Raw genomic sequence first — 21544 nt, forward strand, 5'->3', positions numbered from 1 at the left:
ATTATTCCTTTTCTAGTTCAATATCTACAAATTTTTCAAGATTTTTCATATCATCAAAGAGATAGGTTGCAAATCCTGCGGCTTGTCCAGCTTCGATATCAATCGGCCGATCCCCGATAACCAGTCCAGACTGAATCTGATACTTGTCTTTTAAATACAGCATGGACTCAGGATCCGGCTTTCGTTTAAAGCCATTACTAGCTGTCACTACTTCCGTAAAATAAGCACTGATTTGCGTCTTTTTCAAAATTTCTAAAACCTGATCATCCCGGTGGGAAATCAAAAAATTTCTGCCATCTTGCTGGATAATCTGGGCCAATAATTCTGAAGCACCATCAAATAAAATCGGCTGCTCCAATTCTTTGGCCTCATTAGCTTTATAAGTCTTTAAGAAATCCTTGTTTGTAGGGGAAAATTGGCGGACTGCATAATCGGTAGAGACCTTGAGAGCCTTATAAACTTCATCATGACTCGCGTGCAGACCAAAATCTTGCAATGTATGGACAAAAGCTGCGGTCGAAGTTTCATAATTATCCAAGAGAGTCCCACCCAAATCCCAGATGTAATCTTGATAATTCATACCCTTTATTATACCATATTCTTCACAAAAAAGGGGGTATTATCTCTGACAGAAAAGCATATTTTCAAGCATTTTTCACCAAGTCAGATAGAAAAAATTCACCCGAAAATCGAGTGAATTATCTTAATTTCCAAAAACATCTTTGAAAAGCATTCCTGTTGCCAATTGATCTGCATCTCCTCCTAACTGGCGAACCAACTCATAGGCAAAAGGCAAGGCCGTTGACGGGCCGCGGCTGGTGATTAGCTTTCCATCTACGACAACAGTCTGCTTAAGATAGCTACCATTTTCAATTGCCTCTTCCACCCCATCGTAGCAAGTGAAATTTTTATCATTTAACAGACCTGCTCGATCAAGGGCAATGGGGGCCGCACAGATAGCCGCGACAAATTTCTCTTCTGCTTGAAATTCCTTTAAAACGTTCATCAGACGATTGTCATCGCGTAGATTCATCGACCCTGGCATCCCGCCCGGAAGAACGACCATATCATAAGCAGATAAATTCCCATTCCAGACTTGATCAGCTTGGACAGTGATCTGGTGAGAGCCAGCCACAGTCTCCTCAAAGCCAATCATGTCACAGACGAAGCCTGCTCGACGCAATACGTCGACAACGGTGAGCGCTTCTATTTCCTCAAAGCCATTGGCTAACATGAGAGCTACTTTTTTCATATGAAACACCTTTCTAGGATACGAATGTATCCACTTCTTATTTTATTTTTCTAAGCACAACTTTTTTACGGATAGAGGGCGTTCCCTCTCGTTTCTCCTCTGCTAGACTATTTTGATAAGAAACCGAAAGCAATAGACCAACTCCGATAAGATTGCTAATGATAGAGGAGCCTCCTTGAGAGATAAAAGGGAGCGGAATCCCCGTCAGCGGTAGGATGCCTGTCACAGCTCCAATATTTTCAAAAATATGAAAGAGCAGCATCATAATCAGACCAGTTGAGATATAGGTATAAAACTGATTGTTAGATTTGATGGTAATCTTGAGCATTCGGTAAATCAGAACTAGATAAATCACAATCACCAAGGTAGAGCCAAGAAAACCAAAATCTTCCGCAATCACTGTGAAAATCATATCACTTTCACGGACAGGAACAAGAAGATTGGAAACATTGAACCCTTGACCTATCAAGCCACCGCTGCCAATGGCAATCTGTCCCTGTGCCTGCTGATAAGTCGTCGTCTGAGCATATTCAAAGGGGTGGAGCCAAGCTAAGATACGATTAATCTGATAAGTCGGCATCCCTAAATTATGCAGAAAGGCACGACCCCCAGCGGAAATAAAAATAAACATGAAAGCAGTAAAGAGAAGAGTCGCAGAAAAGAAAATCGGCAGGATAATCTTCCACGAGACACCAGACAAAAGAACAATGCCGCAGTAAATAGCAGCAAAGACTAGCGCTGTCCCCAAATCACTCTGTAAGGTCAAAAGAAATAATACAGGCAAGGTATAAAGCCCTAATTTAAAAATCAATAGAAAATCTAACCTTATGGTTCGCTCTTCCTTCTTATGCTGCTGCATAAAATTCACTACAACCCTCGACAGCATTAAAATATACGAGATTTTCATAAACTCAGACGGCTGAAAGAGACTGACACCGTGGATAGCTACCCAATTTTTCGCACCTGTGGAGGCAACTAAGCTGTCACTGTAAAAAATCAGCGGTAGAATCATCAGCCCCAAACCAAAAACATACAAATAAGGTGTAATCAGCCAGAGAAATTTCGTATTAAAAAACATGATGATGAAACTAATCAAGAAACCAAGGAAAATCCAGGCAATTTGCTGACCTACAATCGTTTCAACTTCTTTTGGATAATCATGGCTAACTGCTATATAAATAGCCGTTACACCAATCGAAAGCAGAAGCAAAACTGGTAAAAGCAGGCTATAGTCAATTCGTGACTCAAATGTTCTTTTTTGTGAAAGCATAATTCTCCTTTCTTACAAAAAATATTGGATAATCAAGCTAGAGACTGCGACGCAGAACCAAGCAAAAGCTCCGGTTAATAAAGGCCCAGCTCCAGCTTCCTTAAATTGTTTCAAAGACACCTTAGCTCCAATCCCAGCTAAAGCCATGGCCATCAGCCATTGAGACAAGAGTTTTGTGTAAGGAACTAGCTCTGACGGGAAAATTCCCAAACTGCTCACTACAGAAGCTAAAACAAACCACAAAATAAACCAAGGAAAAATCTTCTTCAAGTCCACTTTTTGCGCTGACTGCTTACCTCGGACATATCGATAACCCGCAAAGATAAGGCAAGCGGGTACAATCATCAAAGCCCGGCTTAGCTTGACAATGGTTGCCAAATCACCGGCTGCCTGGCTATAGGTATAACCTGCCGCAACAACTGACGAAGTATCATTGATGGCCGTTCCTGCCCAAGTCCCAAAATAGCCATCGGACATCTGCATAAGGTGGCCCAGAAAAGGAAAGATGAAAACAGCTAAAATATTGAAGAAGAAAATCGTTGAAATAGACAGAGCGATTTCCTCTTCCTCTGCTTCTAGAATGGGCGAAGCTGCTGCAATAGCAGAACCACCGCAGATAGCTGTTCCAAAACCAATCAAAACGGTTAAAACCCGCCTCATCTTGAAAAATTTTCCAGCGGCATATGCTGCGAAAAAAGCAATCAAAATGGTTAAAATACTAATCTTCAGAGAGGACAAGCCCGTTGCAGAAACATTGCCGATTGACATGGAAAAACCTAAAAAGATAATAGAATATTGAAGCAGCTTCTTTCCTGAATAGGTCAGGCCCGGCTGAAAAGAATCCGGAATTTTCAGGAAATTACTAAGTAAAATTCCTAGCACAATCGCAAAAACACTGGAACCAATCAGCGGAAACCAATTCCCTAATATAATGGAAACAGCTGCCATCCCAAACGATAAAACAATCCCTGGTACATATTTTTTCATGTTATAACCTTCTTCCTATTCTTATCATTATAACAGATTTTTGGCATAGCTAGCCGACAAAATATGAAATCATTTAGAAAAACAGCCAGATAAAATTGACTGTTTTCAAGCAGTTTTAGTCGAAAAAATTTTTTAATTCTTGTAAAATATCCAGCTGCGAAAGCATTTCTAAAGACGCCAGCTGGTTCAGATTTTGCTGGATTTGCCGACCGTAACGTTTGGTTGAAATACGCTTGTCCAAAAGAATGACAGCCGACTTCTGGTGTTCATTGCGACGGGTTCGCCCCATAGCCTGCTTCAATCGTAAAATAGCTGACGGCAACTGATAATCGTAAAAAGGATTTTTTCCTTCTACCTTCAAATGATGATTGATTTTTTGAACAAAGAAATCTTTGGGATTGTCAAAAGGAATCCGCGTAATGAGCTGAATGATTTGCTCTTGCTGAGCAAAATCTGCTCCTTCCCAGAAACTGCCTGCTCCCAGCAAGATAAGCGCCTCTCCCTTGTCAAAGCGACGCTTGATATTGGCTGGCTCGCCATTCTTATACTGAGCCAAATGCGGCAAGGTTAGCTGGTCTGAAGTAGCCAGCAATAAGTCCTTGGACGTAAAGAGAACCACCATCGGCAGAGTCAGTGGTGCCAAGCTCTCCAAGCTTGCGACAATTCTCTCAGCGTATTCCTGCGTTGATAAATCCACCACATCTGGAAAATCTAGATCTAAGAAAAGTTTCTGCAAGGGTCTCTTTTGATGAGGAAGTTTATAAAAATGATAATCCTCAAAGCCTAACAATTGAGGTAAATTCACCTTGGAACTAATCTCCAAAGTAGAAGAAACCAAGATCACCTTGACGGTATCAGGCAGGAAATCCTTAAATCTCATAAGCTCTGAACGCCCAGCATGAAGCCTTGTCACCCGATGATCTGCAAATTGTTCCTCCGTTAGCCAGTAGTATTGGTACTTGGTTGAAAATAATTCCCTGAGCTCTGGCAACAAGCTATCATCCAGCTCAGACACATCCTGACGTAGCTTGGCTATCTTCTTGGAATCCAATTCACTGGTCTTACCCCGCTTCTTTTCAGCAGCATCCGCCAATTCAAATTGGATGCTTTGCAGGATGCGTTCTTGTAAAATCTGTTTTTCTGTCTGCAGGGCTTGGCTGATAGTTTGCACTTGCTTGGTCAAATTGATACTGGCCTGCGAGAAACCTTCCAAGGCAAAAAACATTTTTTGGGCCTCGTCCACCACCAGCATCCGATTGTCCAGCAAGGACTGATCATCTTCTAGGCGCGTCAGAAGGTAAGCATGATTGGTAATCACGACACGACTGCTAGCTGCCTTGACCTGTCCCAGTCGCCAAAAATCCTCTTCATAAAAGAGCGAATGCTTACTTAATTTCCCATCATGGCGTATCTGGCTTAAGTAAGATTCGAAACGATAAGCCTGACCGATTTCATTTAAATCACCCGTCTCCGTCTCTGTCAGCCAGATCAAAAGCTGCATTTTGCAACGATTAACAAGTCGATTATCATCCAGTACCGATAGACTCTGATAAAATTGATCTAATTTCAGATAATTTTCGGGACTTTTGAGATTATGAAAAGCAATATGAAAGACTTCCTCTAAGAGTCGGCCTTCCTTTTGCATCAGCTGGTCCTGTAAAATCTTCGTCGGAACGGTCACCAAGACTCTTTCCCGACCATGAGACAAAATGGGCAATAAATAGCCAAAGGTCTTGCCAAGTCCTGTCTGGGCCTCCAAAAAGCTAGCCGCAGTCTGATTAAGAGCATCAGTCACATACTGGGCAAATGTCAGCTGGTCGGGGCGCTCATCTAGCCCCAGCAGATAAAGGTTGGTCAGAAAGTCCTGCGAAAGTTTCTTTTCAGACGGTAAGATTTTCGGCTTTTTCAAAAAGATACCATGCGTCTCCTGAAAAAACTGACCAGAATAGTCTGGCATCGACTGAAAAATCTCTTCGATCGCTAGCCGTGACTCATAGATGAGACTATCAGCAAATTCCAGCACTTTCTCTAGCAAAGATTTTGGCAGTCCTGCCATCTTTTCCTGGATTTTTAGAAATAGCTGAGCTGTCGCCTGAGCATCTGCCAAAGCGGTGTGAGCATTTTCCAGAGGAATTTCCAAAAGCTCGCACAGGTTCCCCAAGGCATATTTATCAAATGTCGGATAGAAAACCTGAGCTAATTCCACCGTATCCACTCTCGGAGTCAGCAGGTCAAAGCCTTCCCAAAAGAGAGCTTCTGCCAATAAATTGGCATCAAACTTGACATTATGAGCGACAAAAATCGCGTCCTCAATCAGTTCATAAACCTCACGGGCAACCTGTGAAAAATCCGGAGCTTGGCGCAAGCGCTGATCATCCAGTCCCGTCAGCTGTTTAATATGCTCATCCAAGTCCTCATGTGGATTCACATCTGTTTCATAAGTTTGGCAAATCACCCCGTTTTCAATGATGACAATGCCGATTTGAATAATTTTTGCATTGCTGTTCGCACTTGTAGCCTCCAAGTCTATGACAGCATATTTATAGTTCGATTGTGTCATACTGCTATGATTATATCACAAATGCCAGCCTGAAACATCTGAAAATAAGCTGAGCCACAAAATAAATTTTGTGCAAAATTTCCACTTTTCTGTTACACTCATTAGTAAGAAAACATACGCAAAGGAAGCCCCATGAAAGTTCACAAAATTGTCAATCTCATCGCCTTTGAAAATACTTATATTCTTGAAAATGACCGTCATGTTATCGTGGTTGACCCCGGCAGCGACTGGCAGAAAATCCAACGCAAGCTAGAAGAAATCGCTAAGCCCATCACAGCTATTTTTCTGACTCATACACATTACGATCACATTATGAGTCTGGATAAGGTCCGAGATAACTTCGCCAATCCACCCGTCTATGTAGCTGAGAGCGAAGCAAGCTGGCTCTATACTCCGACAGACAATCTATCAGGGCTTGACCGCCATGCAGATTTGGAAGATGTCATTCTGAAGCCAGCTGAACACTTTTTCAGCTATCACGAAGACTACCAACTTGATGACTTCTCCTTCTACGTTGTTCAGACACCTGGTCATTCTATCGGAGGAGTTTCCATTATTTTCCCAGAAGATCAGGTGGTTCTGACTGGTGATGCTCTCTTCCGTGAAACCATCGGCCGTACAGATCTACCGACTGGCAATCTGGAGCAGCTACTCACTGGTATCCGTGAAGAATTATTTGTCTTACCTAAAGATTATCGTGTCTATCCTGGGCATGGCAATGATACAACGATTGGCCACGAAAAGATTTTTAATCCATTTTTCTAATAAATCAATAGTGGGGCAGGAATGATTCCTGCCTCGTTTTTATTTCAGGTCATAAAAAAAACAGCCTTGTGAGCTGTTTTAATAGTTAAATTTTCAAGAAGCGTCTCATTGAGATGGCTGAGCCGAGTGCACCAATTAAGACTCCCAATACTGATAAAGAAGCAATCATAGCCGGAACAAACCAATCTGGTTCAATCATAGATAAGTTTTGAGCAACCAGACTTTTATTCATGGACTGAAAAGCCATGTTATAAACAAAATAGACTAGGGCTGCTGGAACGATTGAGCCTAACAAACCAATCCAGGCTCCTTCAAAAAGGAATGGGCCACGGATATAACCATTTTTCGCTCCTACCAAGCGCATAATCTGAATCTCACGACTCCGTGAAATAATAGTAATCCGAATAGTATTTGAAATCAAGAAGACGGCAATAAAGATAAGCAGACCTGCTCCTATCAGACCCCAAATTCGAATGAAGTCAGATAGAGCAAAGAGTCTCTTTGTATTTGCTCCACCATCCTGAACCTCAGACACTCCTTCAATTTTTTTAGCTGCTGCAGAAACGGATTCTACATATTGGTGCTCTGTCGTATCAACAATGTAAGCATCGTAAAGTGGATTAGAATCTCCTTCAAAGACCTTCCATTCACTTCCCATCGTCTCTGTCAGCTTCTCATACTGCTCTTCTTTGCTTGAAAAAGTGACCTTTGAGACATGTTCCATAGCAGTCAGAGCATCATAAATCTTATGATAATCTTCATTTTGAACTGTCTGACCTTCTTTTACAATCGTTTCACTGTTATCTGCAATATCCTTGCGCATATACACAACGACCCGGACATTGTTTGAAATGTCAGATGCTAATTTTGCTGTATTTAAGATAACAGAAGCAAAGATAGCAACCAAACTGAGAGTAATCATAACTGAACTCACAGCTGCTACTGTCATCCAACCATTTCGCTTGAGACTTTTCAGCGATTCTAGCAGGTGACGAAAAAATCTTCTAATCATCGTATCCGTATTCTCCTTCCGCCTCATCACGCACCACACGACCATTTTCGATGGCAATTACGCGGTGACGCAGAGTATTTACAATCTGGCTATTGTGGGTCGCCATTAGAACTGTTGTCCCTTGCAGGTTGATGCGCTCCAACAAATTCATGATTTCCCATGAATTATCTGGATCCAGGTTACCTGTCGGCTCATCAGCAATCAGCACCTTAGGATTATTGACAATGGCCCGCGCAATGGCAATCCGTTGCTGCTCCCCACCTGAAAGCTCATTTGGAAAAGAACGAACCTTGTGCTTGAGACCTACCAGATCCAAGACTTCCATAACCCGCTTTTTAATATTGCGGCGACGCTCACCGATAACTTCCATCGCGTAAGCAATATTTTCATAAACCGTCTTCTTAGGAAGCAGTTTATAATCCTGGAATACAACCCCAACCTGACGGCGCAGCATTGGCACATCCCGTTTTTTTATCTTAGCTAAGTTAAAGCCCGCCACATTTAAACTGCCTTTGTTTAATTTCACTTCACGGTAAAGCAGTCTGATAAAAGTTGATTTACCTGCACCTGAGGGGCCTACGATATAGGCAAACTCCCCCGGTTCAATTTTCACAGACACACCACGTAAGGCAGTGGTCCCGTTGTCATACTTTTTGACAACATCTCTCATTTCAATCATTGACATGTATTGTAAAGAGTCCTTTCATAAGATGCTAAAGCTATCTAAATCATTCCATACTTCTAGCTTCAGTTTATTTTTTTAGTTGAGACGCCATTTTAAATAGGCATCAATAAATCCGTCTAAGTCTCCGTCCATGACCTTATCTACCTGAGCTACTTCATAGCTGGTTCGATGATCTTTGACCATGGTATAAGGGGTGAAGACATAAGAACGAATCTGACTTCCCCAAGAAATCTCTTTTTTATCTCCCTTGAGCGAGTCTACTTCTGCTGCTTTTTTCTCTTGTTCAAGCTGGTAGAGCTTGGCCTGAAGCATTTTCATAGCTCGGTCACGATTGCCATACTGGGTTCGGTCAACGGTAGACTGAACCACGATTCCCGTCGGAATATGCGTCAGCCGCACGCCAGTCGATACCTTGTTGACATTCTGCCCGCCGGCTCCACCTGAACGGAAAGTATCCATCTTGATATCATCATCGCGAACCTCTACTTCAATGGTATCATCCAACTCTGGCATGACCTCTACTGAAGTAAAGGAAGTATGGCGGCGTTTAGCTGAGTCAAATGGCGAAATTCGAACCAAACGGTGGACTCCCATTTCTGACTTGAGCAGACCGTAAGCATGCGGTCCTTCAAATGAAAGGGTCACTGACTTAATACCCGCCTCATCACCAGCCTGATAATCCAAGACTTCTACTTTGAAGCCCTTGGCATTGCCAAAGCGCGTGTACATCCGTAGCAACATATCGCCCCAATCTTGAGCCTCTGTACCACCAGACCCTGGGTGAATTTCAAGAATGGCGTTGTTATTATCATAAGGCTCTGACAGCAAGAGAGTCATCTCGTAGCTGGTCATCATTTTAGCCAAGTCTGCCAGTTTGTCTTCCAACTCCTCTTGAACAGAATCGTCTTCAGCTAGAAAATCAAGTAAAATTTCCGATTCATCAAACAAATCGGTCATCTGATGGAAATTCTCATAGGTTTGCTTGAGTTCATTGAGCTCCTGAGATGTTTTTTGGGCTGCGATATTGTCATCCCAAAAGTCAGGTTCTGTCATCTTATTTTCTAAGATGGCGATTTCTTCTTCCAGACCTTCTAAGTCAAAGAGACCCCCTGAAAGAAGCTAATTTTTCACGATTTGCGTCAATTTTTTGACGAATTTCTGAAATATCCATAGTTACCTCTTTTCATATATCGTTTTATTATATCACATTTTCAGACATTTGCCTAATTTGATAATAATCCACTTTTATTTTATCTGATTTTATGCAGAGAGGCAAGAATAGCGCTTGCTTGTTACGGAATTGTTAGAAATGTAACATATCAAAACAGATTTAACATATAGCTTCATCTTATATTCCATTATATAATGGAAAACTTAAAAAGAATATAAATAAAAAACTCTCAGTAGCACTAAAATCACAGAATCTTTTGAGAGTTTTGAAATGTTTCAGATGGTAGCTAGAAAAAATGAATAATTCTGAACAAGTCTCGCGAAGTGAGGCTCTTTAATAAGTAATGCCCCTAGCCATTTTAAAACAGAGTATATTTTGCAGAAAAACTTTCAATACTAAGCGAGTTAGCTATGCAACCTCTTTATCAGTCTCCCTAAAATCTGTTTTTGATGTCGGAAGCAAGGATGACTTTCGATAAAATCCGAAAGTTGACTGACTGGTAGCCAAATGTGCCCGTCTGTTTCACCTTCCTGATAAGAAATAGATGTCTTGTCACATGAAACAAGAGCTAAATAGTAGTCAAAATGGCACTGATCTGCTACTTCCGTTCTTTTCTCAAGCAATTCCATGCTGTCGGGTACCAAGCCTGTTTCCTCCTCAAGCTCACGGCGGGCAGCTACCAAACTGCTTTCATGAGCTAGGACACTCCCTCCCGCACCAAACTCATAATAGCCGGGATATAAAGGCTTGCTGGCAGAACGGCGCATAACGAGAATATCTCCATCTTCATGGCGAACCAAGACATTGACACAAAGATGAAACTGACCTTTAGGAACAGGCTCTCCTCTGACTAAAAGATAAGGCAGTATATTTCGATTGAAGTCATAAGCATTCCAAACTTCCATTGCAACTCCTTTTGGCAATATAGCCATTAAACCACAGAAAAGTCAGTCCACTAAATGAACTGACTTTTAAATCAACATTTACCAAAACCAACCATCATTGTCGTTGATAGGTTCAGCTTCTTTTATCTTGCGAGGGCCGGTCCCGTACATTTCTTCTTCCAGATCTTCCTTATAGGGCATAACCATGGCCAGCAAGACATAAATCAAAATACCCAAACCAAAATTCACAACTGTAAAGATGATAAACAGGAAACGCAGCAAGCCAAGATCAAAGTTGAATTTATCGGCCAGTCCCGACAAAACCCCTGAAATCACTCGGTTTCTTCTTAATTTATAAAATTTAGTTTTCATGATGACGACCTCAACTCTCATTCTTTCCTTCATTTTATCATAGCAAAAGGACAAAAAAATCAGCCCCAAGGCTGATTCTGCCTCTATCCGTTTTTCATTCGCTCAGCTTCTGTTTGTTTCCTCTTTTAGGAACGCTAATCTACCTCTACAGCGACCACAACGGTACTTTTGAATATTTACTCTGCGTCTGCGGCGAATAAGTGCTCTGCAACTCAGGCATTCATAGATGAGAAAGGTTTGCGAGTCGGACAAGGATGGAGCATAGCGTAGACCATCCACCTGCTTGAGTAATTCTTTAAAGTCTCTATCTCCATGACGGTAACCTTTGCCTTGATAATAGAGGTGATAGTGGACCAACTCATGGCGGACAATTTTTCGAAAGGTCTCTAGCCCAAAAGTTTCATAGATTTTCGGATTGAAATCCAGATGGCCATCTTTGGGAAAGAAGCGTCCGCCTGTAGTGCGGAGACGCTTGTTCCAAAAAGCTTGGTGGCGAAATTCCCAGCCGAAATCTTCCAGCGAAACCTGCCTGACGTAGTTAGTTAGATTCATTTGGTGCTATCAGAGAGAGGTTGACCTTCTCCCGCTCCACATCTAGCTTATCCACCCAGACAGTGACCAGATCACCGACTGATAGGACTTGACTAGGATGTTTAATGAAGTTTTTACTGATTTTAGAAATATGGATAAGGCCATCTTCGTGGATGCCGATATCCACAAAGACTCCGAAATCGACGACATTGCGGACGACGCCTTCCAATTTTTGACCAATGCGCAGATCCTTTATATCCAAGATATCTTGCCGCAGAACCGGCGCATCAAATGAATCACGCAAATCTCGACCAGGCTTGAGCAGATCGGCAATAATATCTTTGAGAGTTTCTTCTCCCAAGCCTAGCTCTGCAGCCAAACTAGCAATCTGAACAGCTTTTAATTTGGCTTGGGCTGCTTCATCCAAACTGCTAATTTCAAGACGCTTAAAGAGCTCCTCCACTGCCTTATAGGACTCTGGGTGAACGCCTGTATTGTCTAGCAAGTTATCACTTTCGGGAATACGCAGGAAGCCGGCTGCCTGTTCAAAAGCTTTTGCGCCCAGACGTGGCACTTTCTTGATGGCCTCGCGAGACCGAATCAAGCCTTCCGTTTCCCGGTACTTGACAATATTTTCTGAGATAGTTTTATTAAGACCAGCTACATGGGCCAGCAGGGCAGGACTTGCGGTGTTGATATTGACTCCGACTTGGTTGACCACGGTATCCACGACAAAGTCCAGACTTTCAGACAGCTTTTTCTGACTGACATCATGCTGGTACTGACCAACTCCGATGGACTTAGGGTCAATCTTAACCAACTCTGCTAAAGGATCTTGCAGACGGCGGGCGATGGAAATAGCTGAGCGCTTTTCAACAGTCAACTCTGGAAACTCATGACGAGCCAGTTCACTAGCAGAGTATACAGATGCTCCGCTCTCATTGACGATGACATAGCTGACATTTGGATGAGATTTCAAAACTTCTGCTACAAAGGCTTCGCTTTCTCGGCTGGCCGTTCCGTTTCCGATGGCGATGATTTCCACACTAAACTGCTCAATCAGCTCTGATAACTCTTTCTTAGAAGCTTCAATCTGAGCTGGCTTTGCTGGCGCTACTGGATAGATAACATGAGTCGTCATCATCTTACCTGTCGCATCAACAACAGCTAGCTTGGCTCCTGTCCGAAAGGCTGGGTCAAAGCCCAGTACTACACGACCTTTGAGAGGAGCAATCAGGAGGAGATGACGGAGGTTATCTGAGAAAAGCTGAATCGCTCCATCCTCAGCAGCCTCAGTCTGCTCGGTCCGAATACGGCGCTCCATGGCTGGAATGATTTTCTTTTTAACCGCTTGCTGAACTGCTTCAATAATATAGGCATTTTTCACCTTGAAGCGTACTTCAAAGAAGCGCAGAATTTTCTCAAGATTGTGCTCAAAACCAACCTTGAGAATACCTAGCTTCTCACCACGGTTAAGAGCCAAGGTACGATATCCTTGCATGGTCGCTACTTTTTCGGAAAAATCATAATAAATCTGGAAGACCTGCTTTTCATCCAAATCCCCGTCTTTGAGACTGGATACGATAGAAGAATTGGTCTGCATCTCATGGTAGGTCCAAGCCCGCAGCTTGGTATCTTCAGAAATTGCTTCAGTCAGAATATCCACTGCTCCAGCTAGAGCAGCTTCTGCTGTTGGAAAGGCTTCGCTAGTCAGTTTCTCAGCCTCTTCCTGCAGATTAAGCACATCATGTAAGATAAGTCGAGCCAAAGGAAAGAGACCAGCTTCACGCGCAATGGTTGCCTTTGTGCGCCGCTTCTCCTTGTAGGGCAGATAAAGCTCTTCCACATCGGCCAACTTTTCAGCAGCTTCAATCTCAGAGCGCAGTGCATCCGTTAGTTTGCCCTGCTCCTCAATCTTGGCCAAAACTGTTGCTTTACGCTCTGCCAAAGCAGTCATGCTCTTATCTAAGTCAATGATTGCCTTAATCTCTACCTCATCCAGATTTCCTGTCATTTCCTTACGATAACGAGCAATAAAAGGAATCGTATTTCCCTCAGCGGTTAGATCTAGGACCTGTGATACTTGGCTTTCTCTAAGACCCAATTTCTGGGCAATTTTTTCAATATTTAAATTTTCCATAACGCTTCTATTATATCATAATATGAAGCTGAAAAATCTATAAAGACTAGTTTAATCCATCTTTTTCTTGCTAGGATAAGTCTACTGTCTCTGATCCATCATGGCTGAAAATATCATTTTTTTTCTTTTGGTAGTATAATAGAATTATTATTTTAGAAATGAGGTACTTTTATGGCTGTTAAATTTACTAAAACAGACGATTTAGACAAGATGTTCGAGGAATTTGCCGCTCTGCCCAAGCTGGAAAAAGTAGAATTTCCAGATGACAAAAAGAAAAAAGAAACGCAAGGCAAGGCTAAAAAAGCATGAGCTTCTTTTCTAACCTTCCTTCCAGCGTCTTACAGGCTGGTGCCATCTTTCTCTCCATCATCATTGAGGCCCTGCCCTTTGTCTTGATAGGGAGTATTATTTCTGGCTTTATCGAGGTGTATGTCACGCCAGATAAGGTTTATCACTTCCTGCCTAAGAACAAGTGGGCTCGGATTTTCTTTGGGAGCTTGATTGGTTTTGTCTTCCCCTCTTGCGAGTGCGGAATTGTTCCCATTATAAATCGTTTTCTGGAAAAGAAAGTTCCCAGTTACACGGCTGTGCCTTTTCTGGTAACGGCTCCAGTCATCAACCCCATCGTGCTCTTTGCGACCTACTCAGCATTTGGAAATTCCTTCCGAATGGCTCTGCTTCGTGCCTTAGGTTCTATGGCAGTGGCTATTCTTTTAGGGATCTTTCTGGGCTTCTTTGCGGATAGCAATATCCAAAAAGAAAATCGCAAGCCTGTTCATGAGCATGACTTTTCACATCTCAGCAAAGGACAAAAGCTTTTTCAGGTCTTTGTGCAGGCCATTGACGAATTTTTCGATACTGGTCGCTATCTGGTCTTTGGCTGTCTCTTCGCCAGCATAGTACAAGTCTATGTGCCAACCAGAATCCTGACCTCCATCAGCTCGACACCAGCTGTCGCTATTCTCCTGCTCATGCTGCTGTCCTTCCTGCTCTCACTTTGCAGCGAAGCTGATGCTTTCATCGGGAGCTCCTTGATTGCTAGCTTCGGCTTAGCACCAGTCTTAGCTTTCTTGGTCATTGGGCCTATGCTGGATGTCAAGAATCTGCTGATGATGAAAAACTACTTTAAGACACGCTTTATCTGGCAATTTATCAGCCTGGTTACCGTCGTCGTCTTTCTTTACTCTTGGCTTGTGGGGGTGGTGCTATGATTCGATTTCTAATCTTAGTCGGCTACTTTGAGATTACCATGTATCTGCAGCTGACGGGCAAGCTCAACCAATATATCAATCTCCACTACTCCTATCTGGCCTACTTGTCTATGATTCTGTCTTTTGTCTTGGCAGTCGTGCAGCTCATTATCTGGATGAAGAAGATGGAGGTTCACAGTCATTTAAGCACTCGCTGGGCCAAGCTAGGCAGCGTCCTGCTCCTTGTCATTCCGCTTTTTGTGGGAATTTTCTTTCCAACTGTCACCTTGGATTCGACCACCGTTTCGGCCAAAGGATTTCATTTTCCACTGGCTGAGGGAACTTCTGCAGCCGTCCAGCAGGACGAAGGCACAACCAGCCAATACCTGAAGCCGGACACCAGCACCTACTTTACCAAAGGGGCTTACGAAAAAGAAATGCGGGCAGCCGCCAAGAAATATGTCAAGCAAGATACCATTCAGGTCACAACTGAGAACTACATGGAAATCATGGAAGTCATCTATGATTATCCCGACGAGTTTGTAGGCAAGACGCTGGAGTTCACCGGCTTTGTCTACAATGATCCCAGCGATCAGAAGAGTCAATTTCTCTTTCGCTTCGGCATCATCCACTGTATTGCTGACTCGGGTGTCTATGGTCTCTTGACGACCGGAAATACCCAGCATTTCAAGGATAATACCTGGATTCATGCCAAGGGGAAACTTGCCATGCACTACCATAAAAGTCTGGGACAAAGCCTGCCAACTCTAGAAGTTGAAAGCTTTGATAGGGTAGAAAAACCGGACAATCCTTACGTCTATCGAGTCTTTTAAAGTCAAACACCTGTGAAAATCCATTTTCATGGGTGTTTCTTTTATATGCAATCCCTGCAATTCATTCTTTCCCCTTTACAAAGTTGGTCTGACTGGATTTTATAAATTAGAAGAACCTTGATTAAAGTTGCTATTTGATTTTTTTCTCTCCTATCTTGGGAAAATCGTGCTACAATAATACTATCTCATTTGAAAAGGAGTTATTTTTATGAAGCAAGAAAAAGCAAGGAAACAAGATTTGCTTTCTATTCTGGCTGTGGCCTTAGTCGCCTTTGCTGGAATTCTTTCAGAGACTAGTATGAATGTGACCTTTCCCCACCTCAGCCAGGTCTTTGGCTTGGGCCTAGGAGTACTACAATGGATTACGACTGGCTACCTGCTGGCGGTCGCCATCACTATAACGCTGGGAGCGACTCTGGCCCACAACTGGACTGAGCGTCGCATCCTCTTTACCTCACTCGCCATCTTTAGCCTTGGAAATCTGATTGCCACGCTGGCACAAGATTTTACCTTCCTAATGATAGGACGAATCCTCCAAGGCGGAGCAACTGGAATTGCCATGCCGCTCATGTTTAATCTCATTGTAGAACGAATCCCTCGGAAAAATATTGGACTTTTCATGGGACTGAGCGGTCTAGTCATCAGCCTGGCACCAGCCATCGGCCCGACCTACGGAGGCTATATGATTGCCTCCTTTGACTGGCATATGATTTATACCTGTATCTTACCGGTTCCCATCATTTCTTTTTTACTAGCCTATTTTAACCTACAAAATTCAACTGGTAAAAGCAAGCGTCCTTTTGATGTGCTTGGCTTTCTCTCTCTTGCAGTTGCCCTTTCCTTTTCTTTAATGACCATTTCCAGTTTGGAAGAGGGAGCCAGCGTTAATTGGCTGTATCTGGCTGTTTTCCTCCTTTCCTTTGCCTTTTTCATCTGGCGGAGTCTGACTGTCCAACATCCATTCCTGGACATCCGTATCTTGAAAGAACCAACGATTTTCTTTGGAATTCTACCTTTTTTGATCTTTCAATTTTCCAACCTATCCAGCAATTTTCTCATTCCCAACTTTCTCGTGCTGGTCAAGAATGTCTCAACCGCTCAAGCTGGATTTTCCCTCCTTCCAGGAACTATGATCGGAGCTTTCATGTCTCCTTTTCTGGGAAAATTATACGATAACAAAGGCCCTAAACTATCTCTCTTTGGCGGTAATAGCCTAGTCTTTCTCGTCATGATTGTCTATAGCTTCTTTACAAACTGGCTCAATCTCCCACTAATCTTAGGTTTTTATATCCTCTTTACTCTGGGCCGCAACATGGCCTTCAACAATACTATGGCTCTTTCCGCCTCACAAGCCAGCAAAGGAAAAACAGCAGATGTAACTGCCCTCTTTCAACTAGCTCAGACCTTCGCAGGCGCCTTGGGAACAGCAATTGCAGCCGTCCTGCTCAATCAAGCACCCGACACCACAACTGGTGTCCACAATGTCTTCAGCTTGCTTTTAGTCCTCGTGGGTGGCAACTTTATTTTCTACTATTTCCTCTTTCGCGCTATCAAGAAGAAAAGCCAATCCTAAACTCGTATCCCGACTTTCCCTCGGGATATTTTCTTTCCACCAAATCCGAATTTTTCAAATACAATTTTTCTGAAAATTGTGATAAAATAGAAACAATCACATTTAGATAGGTAATAGGTATCATGTCTTCAAAAGTTATTGTTACAATTTTCGGTGCCAGTGGGGACTTAGCCCAAAGAAAACTTTATCCTTCCCTGTTTAGACTTTATAAATCTGGCAATCTTTCTGAACATTTTGCCGTTATCGGAACTGCCCGCAGACCTTGGAGTAAGGAATATTTTGAGTCTGTCGTTGTCGACTCTATCTTAGACCTAGCTGACAGTCCTGAGCAAGCCCAAGAATTCGCCAGTCATTTTTATTATCAAAGCCACGATGTGCAGGATACCGAGCATTATATTGAGCTGTGCAAGCTGCAAAACAAGCTCAATGAGGAATATCAGGCAGAGAACAATAAACTCTTCTTCCTCTCTATGGCTCCTCAGTTTTTTGGAACCATTGCCAAGCACCTCAAATCTGAGCATATTGTTGATGGAAAAGGATTTGAGCGTCTGATTGTCGAAAAACCCTTTGGGACAGATCTGGCAACTGCCAGCAAGCTCAACGAAGACTTACTGGCCACTTTTGACGAAGAACAGATTTTCCGGATTGACCACTATCTGGGCAAGGAAATGATCCAAAACATCTTCGCGATTCGTTTTGCTAATCTCCTGTTTGAAAATATTTGGAACCGCAATTATATTGATAATGTGCAGATTACGTTTGCTGAAAAGCTCGGTGTTGAAGAACGCGGTGGCTATTATGATCAATCTGGGGCTCTCCGCGATATGGTGCAAAACCATACCTTACAACTCCTCTCTCTGCTAGCCATGGATAAGCCAAAAAGCTTTACCAAAGAAGACATTCGAGCAGAAAAAGTCAAAGTTTTTGAGCGCATTGTTCAGCCAAGTGAGGACGATTTGAAGCGTCTCTTCATTCGGGGGCAATACAAGTCTGGCAAAGTCAACGGAAAAAAATACATTTCCTACCGTAGCGAACCCAATGTCAATCCTGAATCGACCACTGAAACTTTTGTTTCTGGTGCCTTCTTTATTGATACTGACCGTTTCCGTGATGTGCCTTTCTTCTTCCGAACTGGAAAACGCCTGACCGCAAAGGGTACTCATGTCAATATTGTTTTCAAGCAGATGGATTCCATTTTTGGTGAGCCGCTCAAACCAAATATTTTGACTATTTACATCCAGCCAACCGAAGGATTTTCACTCAGTGTCAACGGAAAAGAAGTCGGCGAGCTCTTTAATCTAGCTCCGATTTCATTTGATTACCGGACAGATGCCACAGCCTCAGGAGCCTCTCCAGACCCGTATGAAAAGCTGATTTTTGACGTGCTCAATAACGACTCGACCAATTTCAGCCACTGGGATGAAGTAAAAGCTAGCTGGGAATTGATTGATAAAATCGAACAGCTGTGGAGCCAAAACCAAGTGCCGCTGCATGAATACGCTGTTGGTTCTATGGGACCAGAAGCTGCCTTTGATCTATTAGCACAATTCGGAGCCAACTGGCAATGGCAGCCTGATAAATAAGAGCTACTTTCAAACATAGAACGATAAGCACACAACACTAGGAATTACTAGCCAGATGGCAAGTTCTTTGAAAGAAAAAGAATAAGTAAAACAGAACATAAAAAGATTATCAACCAAGTTGTACTGACCCCAAAAAGTTAGACAGAAAAATCTAACTTTTTGGGGTGCGGTTCAAGTTGATAATCTTTTTTATTTTGTACCAGATAAAATACACTTAAACTTTGTTTTTGACTTCGAAAGAACCAGGACTAAAACTCTTTATCAATAAGCCTAATAGCAAGTACCTTTGATGACCTAATTTCCTTCTTCTTTCTGGTAAAAATTCATGCCAACCTCAGTATCCTCGATGAGAATATCATCAGTCTGCCCCAACAGCAGCAAAGCGATGTAAAAGTCACCAACACAACCCGCTGCATGAAGACTAGCTAGAGGCATGTAGAGAGTTGAACTGAGCAAGCCCAGCATGGCCAATAAAGTCAGAAGTAGGCTAATCAAAACAAAGGGAGCCAAACCAATGACCAAGAAGTCCTTACGATGGTAGAAGGTACCTGGACTAGTCGCATAGGCCATCCCATTTTTAAAACCAAACTTTACCTTGGCTTTCCCTTTACCAAAAAACTTGAAGAAGAAACCGTGGATGTACTCATGGATGACGACAAGGATAAAGGTAAAAACTAACAAATAGACGATATCTAGACCCGAAAAATCATAATGGTCTGCACGAAAGATTAGCTGGGTCAATTTCGCAAAAAGCACGGAGAAGGGAAAAATCAGCAAGATCCCCGCTACATTTAGACCGATTACATATTTCTTTTCTTCCATAAAGTTGATTTTTTTGATTAATTTCATGACGAACTCCTTTTTGGCCGCCAAACAGCTTATTTGAAATATCTTTTAACCGCTTGATAAGATTCAGCATTGATATAGACAAAAATAATGGTTAAGACAATCATGCCAGATACGACCTGCATCGGTGTCCCAGCTCCGACAAGAAAGAGAAGGATATAGAGACCTGGAATGAGGCGCTGATTGAGGTTGAAGAGGGTCAAAAAGCTTTGTTCATAATGAGCCTGCAACTCCCCTTCATCATAGGACAGCGCATAGTCCTTCATCTCCTCAATGGTTGGCATAGCAGATAATTTATATTGACGAACCTTCTGAGTAGTTTTCAATACAAGAATTTGCCCTAAAATCAAAGCAAGAAACAGTACAATATCATAAAATGGAATGTCAATCGTCGTTTCTGACCCTAGTAGCGGACCTAGGTAGCTCACTCCTACAAAGAGGGTGAATAGAGTCAGAGCAGACGAGATATTATATAAAATCGTCGCATATTCTAGGGTTTTGAAAGTTTGACGATATAGATCATAGCTTCTGTCATCATCTTCTTCTCTCTGGTAAGCCCCGTGAACTTTATGCGTCTGATAGAGCAAGAAAAAGGTTACGGGATAGAGAATAAACAAACTCGCTCGACCAATGTTCTTCAGCAATTCAACATTTAAAACAGTCGGCCAAGAAAAATGTTCAAAATGAGCCATTATAAAACCAACTACCCCTCCTAATATAACAGCAAGAATTAAGATGCCGATATTTCTCAATATTCTTTTCTTTGTTGACATTGTTTTCTCCTATATTTACATAAGTGCAGTCAGCCAAGCCATGACTTGGCTAATAAAGTCAGAGGCAGTTTCCAGTATTTCACGGCCAAATAAAGGTAAAATAATCAGGACTGTCATAAGAAAAATAAAGTGATTTCTAACTTTTTTGCTCATTTTATTCCACAAATAATCCTTTTGGAACCATCCTGCTAGATAGGCATAGCCCAAGGCTACAAAAATCCCTAGCTCAGTTGATGCTAGCACTACAACTCCGAAGATCAGACGAATATAAGCTACCTTTATCCCAAAATAATCCGCCAAACCTGCACAGACACCAGCAATTTTTGCTTGTTCTTCGTTAACTTTAAAGTTTTCCATAAATTCTTGCATTGTTTTTCTCCTCGTTTTACTTTCTCTCACTTACGGAAAGTACTAATATACCTATACAACTTATCAGCTTTAGATCCAGTATCACCGTGATATAGAACTTGCTTGCTAGTCTTCAAGACAAGACGGCTAGCATAAAATATCCCCAGTCACCGATTTTTCCTAACGTTCTACTCTTCCTCCACTAGGCGAAAGACATTTTCAACGCTTTCGTTAAAAATCTGAGCAATCTTGAGGGCAATGACCACGGAGGGTGTGTACTCATCCCGCTCAAGCAAACTAATCGTCTGCCGGGAAACGCCGGCTTTCTTGGCTAAGTCAGTTTGATTCAGCCCGTCTCTGGCCCTCAGCTCTTTGAGTCGATTTTTCAGCTTCATGACAACACCTCTCAGTCTTCTTTCAGTTCAACAGACTTGATATCGTCAATTCGCATGAGCTTCATTCTTGTTTGACCTTTTTTATTGGTCTTACTCAACTTAACCCAATCGTCATCAGCATCAACCACCTCCCAGCAATCTGTCCCGAAAAGTTCACCGACTATGATCGGTTTTTTCCCAATCATTTCTTTAAAAAAACGTGACATTTCTCCACTCCTTTCTTTATTTCTCTCTAAACGTTTCAACTTCCTTTTTACGTTTTTCAATTCACTGGATGACGTCAGCCACAAACCAGAAAATATCGGAAGTAGACACCAAAACAGTATATCCATGAGTCCCTCCTTTTATCTTTTCTTCTTAACTTAAATACATTG

The 21544-nt window shown here is 42.4% G+C and carries 23 protein-coding genes; 6 read left to right on the forward strand and 17 right to left on the reverse strand.

The window, feature by feature from the left end:
* Position 1: 1 nt before the first annotated feature.
* From FZ952_RS00985 to FZ952_RS01005, 5 genes are all read right to left on the reverse strand, one after another.
* Positions 2-580, reverse strand: coding sequence for an HAD-IA family hydrolase (locus tag FZ952_RS00985; protein WP_187423838.1), 579 nt, complete (start codon positions 578-580; stop codon positions 2-4).
* Between the two features lie 123 nt (positions 581-703).
* A complete protein-coding gene (locus FZ952_RS00990) occupies positions 704-1252 on the reverse strand; it encodes a DJ-1 family glyoxalase III (protein ID WP_148880269.1) in 549 nt (182 codons plus the stop codon).
* A 37-nt stretch (positions 1253-1289) separates the two neighbouring features.
* Positions 1290-2522: an FtsW/RodA/SpoVE family cell cycle protein gene (locus FZ952_RS00995; protein WP_148880270.1), complete on the reverse strand. Its 1233-nt coding sequence runs from the start codon at positions 2520-2522 to the stop codon at positions 1290-1292.
* A gap of 12 nt (positions 2523-2534) precedes the next feature.
* Positions 2535-3509 carry a YeiH family protein gene (locus tag FZ952_RS01000; RefSeq protein ID WP_148880271.1) on the reverse strand — a complete coding sequence of 325 codons (975 nt, stop codon included), beginning with the start codon at positions 3507-3509 and terminating at the stop codon, positions 2535-2537.
* A gap of 115 nt (positions 3510-3624) precedes the next feature.
* Positions 3625-6069, reverse strand: a complete 2445-nt coding sequence (locus FZ952_RS01005) for a bifunctional DnaQ family exonuclease/ATP-dependent helicase (RefSeq protein ID WP_148880272.1) — start codon at positions 6067-6069, stop codon at positions 3625-3627.
* A 132-nt stretch (positions 6070-6201) separates the two neighbouring features.
* On the opposite strand from FZ952_RS01005, the gene FZ952_RS01010 reads away from it, so the two are divergent.
* Positions 6202-6834, forward strand: a complete 633-nt coding sequence (locus tag FZ952_RS01010) for an MBL fold metallo-hydrolase (protein WP_148880273.1) — start codon at positions 6202-6204, stop codon at positions 6832-6834.
* Positions 6835-6919: 85 nt separating this feature from the next.
* On the opposite strand, the gene ftsX is transcribed toward FZ952_RS01010, so the two are convergent.
* From ftsX to FZ952_RS01045, 7 genes are all read right to left on the reverse strand, one after another.
* On the reverse strand, positions 6920-7846 hold the full coding sequence (ftsX, locus tag FZ952_RS01015) for a permease-like cell division protein FtsX (RefSeq protein WP_148880274.1): 927 nt from the start codon (positions 7844-7846) through the stop codon (positions 6920-6922).
* On the reverse strand, positions 7839-8531 hold the full coding sequence (gene ftsE, locus FZ952_RS01020; protein ID WP_037617054.1) for a cell division ATP-binding protein FtsE: 693 nt from the start codon (positions 8529-8531) through the stop codon (positions 7839-7841). Before ftsE ends, ftsX begins: the two co-directional genes overlap by 8 nt.
* A 75-nt stretch (positions 8532-8606) precedes the next feature.
* A protein-coding gene (gene prfB, locus FZ952_RS01025) for a peptide chain release factor 2 (protein ID WP_148880275.1) occupies positions 8607-9702 on the reverse strand; the annotation gives its coding sequence in 2 pieces (ribosomal slippage) (positions 8607-9629 and positions 9631-9702; 1095 coding nt in all).
* Between the two features lie 404 nt (positions 9703-10106).
* Positions 10107-10607 carry an NUDIX hydrolase gene (locus tag FZ952_RS01030; protein ID WP_148880276.1) on the reverse strand — a complete coding sequence of 167 codons (501 nt, stop codon included), beginning with the start codon at positions 10605-10607 and terminating at the stop codon, positions 10107-10109.
* A 78-nt stretch (positions 10608-10685) separates the two neighbouring features.
* Complete coding sequence (locus FZ952_RS01035) at positions 10686-10958, reverse strand: PspC domain-containing protein (protein ID WP_037617049.1); 273 nt, start codon at positions 10956-10958, stop codon at positions 10686-10688.
* A gap of 102 nt (positions 10959-11060) precedes the next feature.
* Positions 11061-11510 (reverse strand): SprT family protein, encoded by a 450-nt coding sequence (locus tag FZ952_RS01040; RefSeq protein WP_148880277.1) that lies wholly within the window; start codon positions 11508-11510, stop codon positions 11061-11063.
* On the reverse strand, positions 11497-13629 hold the full coding sequence (locus tag FZ952_RS01045) for a Tex family protein (RefSeq protein ID WP_148880278.1): 2133 nt from the start codon (positions 13627-13629) through the stop codon (positions 11497-11499). The genes FZ952_RS01040 and FZ952_RS01045 overlap by 14 nt, the downstream gene beginning before the upstream one ends.
* Before the next feature lie 171 nt (positions 13630-13800).
* On the opposite strand from FZ952_RS01045, the gene FZ952_RS01050 reads away from it, so the two are divergent.
* The 5 genes from FZ952_RS01050 to zwf all read left to right on the forward strand — a co-directional run bounded on the left by FZ952_RS01050 (position 13801) and on the right by zwf (position 18808).
* Positions 13801-13938, forward strand: a complete 138-nt coding sequence (locus tag FZ952_RS01050) for an SPJ_0845 family protein (protein WP_148880279.1) — start codon at positions 13801-13803, stop codon at positions 13936-13938.
* Positions 13935-14840: a permease gene (locus tag FZ952_RS01055; RefSeq protein WP_148880280.1), complete on the forward strand. Its 906-nt coding sequence runs from the start codon at positions 13935-13937 to the stop codon at positions 14838-14840. Before FZ952_RS01050 ends, FZ952_RS01055 begins: the two co-directional genes overlap by 4 nt.
* Positions 14837-15652, forward strand: a complete 816-nt coding sequence (locus tag FZ952_RS01060; protein ID WP_148880281.1) for a TIGR03943 family putative permease subunit — start codon at positions 14837-14839, stop codon at positions 15650-15652. Before FZ952_RS01055 ends, FZ952_RS01060 begins: the two co-directional genes overlap by 4 nt.
* A gap of 208 nt (positions 15653-15860) precedes the next feature.
* Positions 15861-17225, forward strand: coding sequence for an MFS transporter (locus FZ952_RS01065; protein ID WP_148880282.1), 1365 nt, complete (start codon positions 15861-15863; stop codon positions 17223-17225).
* A 122-nt stretch (positions 17226-17347) separates the two neighbouring features.
* A complete protein-coding gene (gene zwf / locus FZ952_RS01070) occupies positions 17348-18808 on the forward strand; it encodes a glucose-6-phosphate dehydrogenase (RefSeq protein ID WP_148880283.1) in 1461 nt (486 codons plus the stop codon).
* 294 nt (positions 18809-19102) lie between these two features.
* On the opposite strand, the gene FZ952_RS01075 is transcribed toward zwf, so the two are convergent.
* From FZ952_RS01075 to FZ952_RS11690, 5 genes are all read right to left on the reverse strand, one after another.
* Entirely contained in the window at positions 19103-19657 is a 555-nt protein-coding gene (locus FZ952_RS01075; RefSeq protein ID WP_037617041.1) for a DUF3267 domain-containing protein, read from the reverse strand.
* Positions 19658-19686: 29 nt separating this feature from the next.
* On the reverse strand, positions 19687-20427 hold the full coding sequence (locus FZ952_RS01080; RefSeq protein WP_148880284.1) for a DUF3169 family protein: 741 nt from the start codon (positions 20425-20427) through the stop codon (positions 19687-19689).
* 15 nt (positions 20428-20442) lie between these two features.
* Complete coding sequence (locus FZ952_RS01085; RefSeq protein ID WP_148880285.1) at positions 20443-20796, reverse strand: PspC domain-containing protein; 354 nt, start codon at positions 20794-20796, stop codon at positions 20443-20445.
* A 167-nt stretch (positions 20797-20963) separates the two neighbouring features.
* Entirely contained in the window at positions 20964-21170 is a 207-nt protein-coding gene (locus FZ952_RS01090; protein WP_005590740.1) for a helix-turn-helix transcriptional regulator, read from the reverse strand.
* A gap of 11 nt (positions 21171-21181) precedes the next feature.
* On the reverse strand, positions 21182-21376 hold the full coding sequence (locus tag FZ952_RS11690; RefSeq protein WP_262366307.1) for an aspartyl-tRNA synthetase: 195 nt from the start codon (positions 21374-21376) through the stop codon (positions 21182-21184).
* Positions 21377-21544 lie beyond the last annotated feature (168 nt).

The sequence above is a fragment of the Streptococcus sp. Marseille-P7376 genome (genome assembly GCF_902460385.1).
Taxonomy (GTDB): domain Bacteria; phylum Bacillota; class Bacilli; order Lactobacillales; family Streptococcaceae; genus Streptococcus; species Streptococcus sinensis.

What these genes read in the sequence shown, in the direction of transcription:
- FZ952_RS11690 (WP_262366307.1), bottom strand. Translation starts at nt 21,376, where the DNA reads ATGTCACGTTTTTTTAAAGAAATGATTGGGAAAAAACCGATCATAGTC.
- FZ952_RS01060 (WP_148880281.1), top strand. Translation starts at nt 14,837, where the DNA reads ATGATTCGATTTCTAATCTTAGTCGGCTACTTTGAGATTACCATGTAT.
- FZ952_RS01010 (WP_148880273.1), top strand. Translation starts at nt 6,202, where the DNA reads ATGAAAGTTCACAAAATTGTCAATCTCATCGCCTTTGAAAATACTTAT.
- FZ952_RS01065 (WP_148880282.1), top strand. Translation starts at nt 15,861, where the DNA reads ATGAAGCAAGAAAAAGCAAGGAAACAAGATTTGCTTTCTATTCTGGCT.
- FZ952_RS01030 (WP_148880276.1), bottom strand. Translation starts at nt 10,607, where the DNA reads ATGGAAGTTTGGAATGCTTATGACTTCAATCGAAATATACTGCCTTAT.
- FZ952_RS01040 (WP_148880277.1), bottom strand. Translation starts at nt 11,510, where the DNA reads ATGAATCTAACTAACTACGTCAGGCAGGTTTCGCTGGAAGATTTCGGC.
- FZ952_RS00985 (WP_187423838.1), bottom strand. Translation starts at nt 580, where the DNA reads ATGAATTATCAAGATTACATCTGGGATTTGGGTGGGACTCTCTTGGAT.
- FZ952_RS01055 (WP_148880280.1), top strand. Translation starts at nt 13,935, where the DNA reads ATGAGCTTCTTTTCTAACCTTCCTTCCAGCGTCTTACAGGCTGGTGCC.
- FZ952_RS01080 (WP_148880284.1), bottom strand. Translation starts at nt 20,427, where the DNA reads ATGTCAACAAAGAAAAGAATATTGAGAAATATCGGCATCTTAATTCTT.
- FZ952_RS01045 (WP_148880278.1), bottom strand. Translation starts at nt 13,629, where the DNA reads ATGGAAAATTTAAATATTGAAAAAATTGCCCAGAAATTGGGTCTTAGA.
- FZ952_RS01090 (WP_005590740.1), bottom strand. Translation starts at nt 21,170, where the DNA reads ATGAAGCTGAAAAATCGACTCAAAGAGCTGAGGGCCAGAGACGGGCTG.
- FZ952_RS00990 (WP_148880269.1), bottom strand. Translation starts at nt 1,252, where the DNA reads ATGAAAAAAGTAGCTCTCATGTTAGCCAATGGCTTTGAGGAAATAGAA.
- ftsX (WP_148880274.1), bottom strand. Translation starts at nt 7,846, where the DNA reads ATGATTAGAAGATTTTTTCGTCACCTGCTAGAATCGCTGAAAAGTCTC.
- FZ952_RS01005 (WP_148880272.1), bottom strand. Translation starts at nt 6,069, where the DNA reads ATGACACAATCGAACTATAAATATGCTGTCATAGACTTGGAGGCTACA.
- zwf (WP_148880283.1), top strand. Translation starts at nt 17,348, where the DNA reads ATGTCTTCAAAAGTTATTGTTACAATTTTCGGTGCCAGTGGGGACTTA.
- FZ952_RS01075 (WP_037617041.1), bottom strand. Translation starts at nt 19,657, where the DNA reads ATGAAATTAATCAAAAAAATCAACTTTATGGAAGAAAAGAAATATGTA.
- FZ952_RS01050 (WP_148880279.1), top strand. Translation starts at nt 13,801, where the DNA reads ATGGCTGTTAAATTTACTAAAACAGACGATTTAGACAAGATGTTCGAG.
- FZ952_RS01000 (WP_148880271.1), bottom strand. Translation starts at nt 3,509, where the DNA reads ATGAAAAAATATGTACCAGGGATTGTTTTATCGTTTGGGATGGCAGCT.
- ftsE (WP_037617054.1), bottom strand. Translation starts at nt 8,531, where the DNA reads ATGTCAATGATTGAAATGAGAGATGTTGTCAAAAAGTATGACAACGGG.
- FZ952_RS01035 (WP_037617049.1), bottom strand. Translation starts at nt 10,958, where the DNA reads ATGAAAACTAAATTTTATAAATTAAGAAGAAACCGAGTGATTTCAGGG.
- FZ952_RS00995 (WP_148880270.1), bottom strand. Translation starts at nt 2,522, where the DNA reads ATGCTTTCACAAAAAAGAACATTTGAGTCACGAATTGACTATAGCCTG.
- FZ952_RS01085 (WP_148880285.1), bottom strand. Translation starts at nt 20,796, where the DNA reads ATGCAAGAATTTATGGAAAACTTTAAAGTTAACGAAGAACAAGCAAAA.